This is a genomic window from Ancylobacter sonchi, assembly GCF_018390695.1.
Classification (GTDB): Bacteria; Pseudomonadota; Alphaproteobacteria; order Rhizobiales; family Xanthobacteraceae; genus Ancylobacter; species Ancylobacter sonchi.
In genome coordinates, this window is record NZ_JAHBGF010000016.1 from 555,622 (window position 1) to 562,138 (window position 6,517).

The following is a 6,517-nucleotide window of genomic DNA, read 5'->3' on the forward strand; positions in this document are numbered from 1 at the left end:
CATCGGCCGCATCGTCCACCTCACCGGCCTCAGCCGGCGAGCCGCGGAGCGGGCGGATGGCCTCCCGCGCGCGGGGTCAGCTGCCGCTCGGCGAGCAGGCACAGCGCATCGGCGAGCCGTCGGCAGCCGGCCTGGTTGGGTTGCAGCATCTGCGCCGCATCCGGGTGCCCGACCTGCTGCAGCCAGCTGATCAGCGTCGCGTAGCGGGCGGTCTTGAAGACGGCGACGTCCTGGATCGCCGCGGCGATGGCGGCGTCGAGCACATGCGGGTCGTCGATCTCGCCATTGATCTCCTCCGCGCCGATGAACAGCCCGTCTATGGCCGGACTTTCCGCCGCCTTCGGCGTCCGCGCCAGCAGGCGGAACACCGATTCCAGCCGGCCGATGCAGGCCGAATTCCCCGTAAGTATCGCATTAAGCTCGTTTTTCAGCTGGGGGTCGGAAGCTTTGGCAACCAGTGATGGCAGGACGCGGGCGCAGCGTCGTTCGGCATAGAGCGCCTCGCCCAGCCCCTGCACCAGCAGATCGCCGAGCGACTTGATATCCTTGGACAGCAGACCCATGGCGCGCATCTCCCTTTCGGGCGTTCAAGGCGGCCCGTTCTTGGATTGGTGATGACAGCAAAACGCCGGGGAACTCTCGTCGTTCCAAGGTTTTTCTACGATCGTCGCGCCCCGGTGGCGGGCCACCGTCATGCCGCACCTCAGCCGGCGGGAAACAGCCCCTTGTAGCGCTCGCGCAGCGCCGCCTTCTGCACCTTGCCCATGGTGTTGCGCGGCAGTTCCTCGACGGTGGCGATGTGCTTGGGCAGCTTGAAGCGCGCCAGCCGGTCGCCGAGCCAGGCGCCGAGCGCCTTGTCGTCCAGAGAAGCCGCCGCCCGCGCCACCACCACGGCGACCACCGCCTCGCCGAAATCGGCATGCGGCACGCCGATGACCGCCGATTCCACCACGCCGGGGAACTGGTCGATCTCCATCTCGATCTCCTTGGGATAGATGTTCAATCCCCCGGAGATGATGAGATCCTTGCCGCGTCCGACAATGGTCACCCGCCCGTCCGGCGCCATGCTGGCGAGGTCGCCGGTGATGAAGAAGCCGTCCGGCCGGATCTCGGCGGCGGTCTTCTCCGGCATGCGCCAATAGCCGAGGAAACGGTTGGGGCCGTTGGTTTCCAGCATGCCGACCTCGCCGCGCGGCAGCTCCGCGCCTTTCTCGCCGACGATGCGCACGGAGACGTCGGGCAGCGCATAGCCGACCGAGCCGGGCAGCCGGGCACCGTCATAGGGATTGGAGGTGATCATGCCGCATTCGGTCATGCCGTAGCGCTCGAGGATGGCGTGACCGGTGGCCGTCTCGAACTGGCGGTGCGTCTCGGCGAGCAGCGGCGCCGAGCCGGCGATGAACAGCCGCATGCCCTTGACGAGTTCGCGGGTGAAGCCGGCATGGGCGAGCAGGCGGGTATAGAAGGTCGGCACGCCCATCATCACTGTCGCGCGGGGCAGCTGGGCGATCACCATGTCGGTGTCGAAGCGCGGCAGCCAGATGATCTCGGAACCGTTGAGCAGCGCGGTGTTCAGCGCCACGAACAACCCGTGGACGTGAAAGATCGGCAAGGCGTGCAGCAGCACGTCGCCGGGCTGGAAGGCCCAGATCTCCAGCAGCGCCTGGGCATTCGAGGACAGGTTGCGATGGGTGATCATCGCGCCCTTGGAGCGGCCGGTAGTGCCGGAGGTGTAGAGCAGCGCCGCGAGATCGTCTGGAGCGCAGAGGGCGGTTTCCACCGTGCCCGGCAGTGTGGCCGCGAGGTCGGCCAGCGAGCCCTCGCCGTCGGCCCCCAGCGTCTCGACATGACGCACCCCGCGCGCGGCGGCGATCGGGCGCAGCGTCTCCGCCTTGCGGGGATCGGCCACCAGCAGTACCGGCTCGGCGTCGCCGAGGAAGTAGTCGAGCTCGGCAGCCGTGTAGGCGGTGTTGAGCGGCTGGTAGACCGCGCCGATCTTCAGCGTGGCGAGATAGAGCGCGACATTGCCGAGCGATTTCTCCACCTGCACGGTGACCCGGTCCCCGCGCCCGACGCCGAGCAGGGTCAAGGCGTCGGCATGGCGGCCGACCAGGGCGAGCAGTTCGGCATAGCTGAGCGTCGAGCCGTCCGGCTGCCAGAAGGCGATGGCGTCGCCGACGCGTCGGGCGCTCGCCTCAATCGCGGCATAAAGGTTGGCGTTGCTGCTCACGGCCTTGTCCTTTCTTGCTTTTCTCGGCGCTTGACACCGGGCTCCTGCGATCGGTCCGCTGCCTATCACATCTCGCCGGAGCCAGCGAGCAGCAGGGAAGGACGAGGTCCCGTCAGAGGGAGGCGATGCGATATAAGTACGATATTTTATTGTAATTAAAAATATTCCATTGAACCCCTGTGTAAGATATAGAGCTCAACATGAATGAAGCGGTTTTTTCTCGGAACGAAGAATTTTTTTCTAGCCTGGTGCGGCTCGCCCTGCGCGCCGGCCGGGTGGTGATGGACGTCTATGCGACGGAATTCACCGTGTCCGAGAAGGGCGACCGCTCGCCGGTGACCGAGGCCGACCAGCGTGCCGAAGCGGTGATCCTCGAGGGCTTGCAGGATCTGGCGCCGGAGATACCGGTCGTCGCCGAGGAGGAGTTCGCCGCCGGCCGGGTGCCGGAGATCGGCGGGCGTTTCTTCCTGGTCGATCCTCTCGACGGCACCCGCGAATTCCTCGCCCGCAATGGCGAGTTCACCGTCAATATCGCGCTCGTCGAGAACGGCGTGCCGACCGTCGGCGTCGTCCATGCCCCCGCGCTTGGGCTGCTCTATGCGGGCCGGCCGGGCCATGTCTTCAAGGCGAAGGCGGAAGGCGAGCGCCTGGGCTCCGAGACGCCGATCGCGGTGAGGCGCGCGCCGGCCACGCTGCAGGTGGTGGGTAGCCGCTCGCACGGTTCGCCGCAGACGGCGGAATGGCTGCAGCGATTTCCCGAACACAGCTTCGTCTCCGCCGGCTCGTCGCTCAAATTCTGCCTGCTGGCCGAGGGCGTGGCTGACCTCTACCCGCGCCATGGCCGCACCATGGAGTGGGACACCGCGGCGGGCGACGCGATCCTGCGGGCGGCTGGAGGCGCCGTGCTGACATTCGACGGTGCGCCGCTGCGCTACGGCAAGCACGCGCAGGCCGAGGATACCGACTTCGCCAATCCCCATTTCGTCGCCTTCGGCGATCCGGCGCTCGCAACAGGCGTCGCCCGGCAGCCGGACGCGACGGCGTCGTGAATTCGGCGTCGCCCGACGGGTCCCTCTAGCGGCCCCGGGCGCGCATCTTGAAAGGACAGTGTCGTGTCGTCAGATCGCATGACCCATTTGCGGCGTCTCGAAGCCGAGTCGATCCACATCATCCGCGAGGTGGCGGCCGAATTCAAAAAGCCGGTGATGCTCTATTCCATCGGCAAGGATTCGGCGGTCATGCTGCATCTGGCGGTGAAGGCCTTCTATCCGTCACGGCCGCCCTTTCCGCTGATGCACATCGACACCACGTGGAAATTCCGCGAGATGATCGCCTTCCGCGACCGGATGGCGAAGGAACTCGGCTTCGACCTGATCGTCCACACCAATCAGACCGGTGTCGAGCAGGGCATCAACCCCTTCGACCACGGCTCCTCGTTCTACACCAATGTGATGAAGACCGAGGCTCTGAAGGAAGCGCTGACCCAGTACGGTTTCGACGCGGCGTTCGGCGGTGCCCGGCGCGACGAGGAGAAGAGCCGCGCCAAGGAGCGCATCTTCTCCTTCCGCACCGAGACCCATGCCTGGGACCCGAAGAGCCAGCGTCCCGAGCTGTGGAACCTCTACAATACGCGGGTGCGGCCGGGTGAATCGATCCGCGTCTTCCCGCTGTCCAACTGGACCGAGCTCGACATCTGGCAATACATCCTCGCCGAGCGCATCCCCATCGTGCCGTTGTATTTCGCCGCCCGCCGCCCGGTGGTGTGGCGCGACGGGCAGATGATCATGGTCGATGATGGCCGGCTGCCGCTTAATCCTGGCGAGACGCCCGAGCAGCGGCTGGTGCGCTTCCGCACGCTGGGCTGCTACCCGCTCACCGCCGCCATCGACAGCGAGGCGACGACGTTGGAGGGCATCGTGCAGGAGATGCTCATCGCCCGCACCTCGGAGCGGGCAGGCCGCCTCATCGATCACGACGAGGCCGCCTCGATGGAAAAGAAGAAGCGCGAAGGATATTTCTGAGATGAGCCTGGCCGCCGAGGCGACATCGGTCGCTGATTATCTTTCCGCGCAGGAGAACAAGAGCCTGCTGCGCTTCCTGACCTGCGGCAGCGTCGACGACGGCAAGTCGACGCTGATCGGACGGCTGCTCTACGACACCAAGCTGCTGTTCGAGGACCAGCTCGCGACGCTGTCGAACGATTCCCGCAAGCACGGCACCACCGGTGACGATCTCGATTTCGCCCTCCTGGTCGACGGCCTCGCCGCCGAGCGCGAGCAGGGCATCACCATCGACGTCGCCTATCGGTTCTTTGCCACCGACAAGCGCAAGTTCATCGTGGCGGATACGCCCGGCCACGAGCAGTACACCCGCAACATGGCGACGGGGGCGTCGAACTCCGACCTTGCGGTGATACTGGTCGATGCCCGCCAGGGCATCCTCACTCAGACGCGCCGGCATTCCTTCATCGTGTCGCTGCTCGGCATCCGCCATGTGGTGCTGGCGGTGAACAAGATCGACCTGGTCGATTTCTCGCAGAAGGTCTTCGACGACATCGTCGCCGCCTATCGCGAGTTCTCCGCCGGCTTCGGCTTCGAGAGCCTCGTCGCGGTGCCGCTCTCCGCCCGCTATGGCGACAACATGCTGGAGCGGAGCGAGCGCACGTCCTGGTATGACGGCCCGACGCTGGTCGAGCATCTGGAGAGCGTGCCGGTCGCCGACGATGCGCTGGCGCGGCCGTTCCGCATGCCCGTCCAGTGGGTGAACCGGCCCAATCTCGATTTCCGCGGCTTCTCCGGCACGGTGGCGAGCGGCTCCGTGCGGCCGGGCGATGCCATCGTGGTGGCCGGCTCGGGGCGGACCAGCAAGGTCAAGGCGATCGTCACCAAGGACGGGTCGCGGCCGCGCGCCGATGCCGGCGAGGCGGTGACGCTGACGCTGGAAGACGAGGTCGACATCTCGCGTGGCGACATCATCGCCGCGGCCACCGCCCGCCCGGAGGTCTCGGATCAGTTCGCGGCGCATCTCATCTGGATGCATGACGACGCGTTGCTGCCGGGACGGCCCTATCTCATCAAGATCGGCACCCGCACGGTGAGTGCCAGCGTCACCGAGATCAAGCACAAGGTCGATGTGAACAGCTTCCAGAAGCTGGCGGCCAAGCAGCTGGCGCTCAACGAGGTCGGGGTGGTCAATCTTGCCACCCAGCAGCCGATCGCCTTCGACGCCTTCGCCGACGTGCCGCAGACCGGCGCCTTCATCGTCATCGACCGCATGAGCAATCTCACCGTCGGTGCCGGGATGATCGATTTCGGCCTGCGGCGGGCGACCAATGTGCATTGGCAGGCGCTGGAGGTCGACAAGGCATCCCGCGCTGCAATGAAGCTGCAAAAGCCGGCGGTGCTGTGGTTCACCGGCCTGTCCGGTTCCGGCAAGTCGACGGTGGCCAACCTGGTCGAGAAGAAGCTTAACGCGCTCGGCCGGCATACCTATCTGCTCGACGGCGACAATGTCCGGCACGGGTTGAACAAGGATCTTGGCTTCACCGCCGCCGACCGGGTGGAGAACATCCGCCGCGTCGGCGAGACCGCGAAGCTGTTCGTCGACGCTGGGCTCATCGTGCTGACGTCCTTCATCTCGCCGTTCCGTGCGGAGCGGCAGATGGCGCGCGAGATCCTCGAGCCGGGCGAATTCGTCGAGATCTTCGTCGACACGCCGCTGGAGGTGGCCGAGCGCCGCGATCCCAAGGGGCTCTATGCCCGCGCCCGGCGTGGCGAGATCAAGAACTTCACCGGCATCGACAGCCCCTATGAGGCGCCGGCGGAGCCCGAGATCCATCTGGCTTCCGGCGAGCATACGGCGGAGGTCCTATCCGACGAGATCGTCGCCTATCTGACGGCGCACGGTTATCTGCTCTGATTTTATCCCCAGGCCGAAGCCTTGCTGTGCAAGGCTTCGGCGCCTCTCCATGTCGGTCCGGCGACAGGCCGATGTCGTTTTTTCGAAGGGCCTGCCAAATCGGTGTTGACACCCTGAGGGGCTCCCCCTATAACCCCGTTCATCGACGGGGCGCGCCGCTGACGCGGTGCTGACGCTCCTCTGGTTGATCCCGACAGAGACGAGGTCTTCGGACCGGCAGTCGCCGGAGGGAAAACTGTCGACGGCCTAAGGGTGTGAGCCCTTAGGTTGAGGGGTTCGGGTTCGAGTGGATAACTTGAAGTCGGACTTGACGGCCGAAAGGCCAGCGAATATAGAGCCGCTCCCGCCGACGATCAAGTCGGGCCGGTG

At 65.9% G+C, this 6,517-nt stretch carries 5 protein-coding genes; 3 read left to right on the forward strand and 2 right to left on the reverse strand.

The window, feature by feature from the left end; genetic code table 11:
• Positions 1-29: 29 nt before the first annotated feature.
• Together KHC28_RS09955 and KHC28_RS09960 are read right to left on the reverse strand one after the other, a co-directional pair.
• The gene (locus KHC28_RS09955; protein ID WP_214008151.1) at positions 30-563 is read right to left on the reverse strand and encodes a YciE/YciF ferroxidase family protein; all 534 of its coding nucleotides are present in this window, start codon (positions 561-563) and stop codon (positions 30-32) included.
• A gap of 140 nt (positions 564-703) precedes the next feature.
• Positions 704-2,230, reverse strand: a complete 1,527-nt coding sequence (locus KHC28_RS09960; RefSeq protein ID WP_214008152.1) for a malonate--CoA ligase — start codon at positions 2,228-2,230, stop codon at positions 704-706.
• A 200-nt stretch (positions 2,231-2,430) separates the two neighbouring features.
• On the opposite strand from KHC28_RS09960, the gene cysQ reads away from it, so the two are divergent.
• The 3 genes from cysQ to cysN all read left to right on the forward strand — a co-directional run bounded on the left by cysQ (position 2,431) and on the right by cysN (position 6,148).
• A complete protein-coding gene (gene cysQ / locus KHC28_RS09965) occupies positions 2,431-3,279 on the forward strand; it encodes a 3'(2'),5'-bisphosphate nucleotidase CysQ (protein ID WP_214008153.1) in 849 nt (282 codons plus the stop codon).
• A 78-nt stretch (positions 3,280-3,357) separates the two neighbouring features.
• Positions 3,358-4,251 (forward strand): sulfate adenylyltransferase subunit CysD, encoded by an 894-nt coding sequence (gene cysD, locus KHC28_RS09970; protein ID WP_214008209.1) that lies wholly within the window; start codon positions 3,358-3,360, stop codon positions 4,249-4,251.
• A 1-nt stretch (position 4,252) separates the two neighbouring features.
• Entirely contained in the window at positions 4,253-6,148 is a 1,896-nt protein-coding gene (cysN, locus tag KHC28_RS09975; protein ID WP_214008154.1) for a sulfate adenylyltransferase subunit CysN, read from the forward strand.
• Positions 6,149-6,517: the final 369 nt, after the last annotated feature.

What these genes read in the sequence shown, in the direction of transcription:
- KHC28_RS09955 (WP_214008151.1), bottom strand. Translation starts at nt 563, where the DNA reads ATGGGTCTGCTGTCCAAGGATATCAAGTCGCTCGGCGATCTGCTGGTG.
- cysQ (WP_214008153.1), top strand. Translation starts at nt 2,431, where the DNA reads ATGAATGAAGCGGTTTTTTCTCGGAACGAAGAATTTTTTTCTAGCCTG.
- cysD (WP_214008209.1), top strand. Translation starts at nt 3,358, where the DNA reads ATGACCCATTTGCGGCGTCTCGAAGCCGAGTCGATCCACATCATCCGC.
- cysN (WP_214008154.1), top strand. Translation starts at nt 4,253, where the DNA reads ATGAGCCTGGCCGCCGAGGCGACATCGGTCGCTGATTATCTTTCCGCG.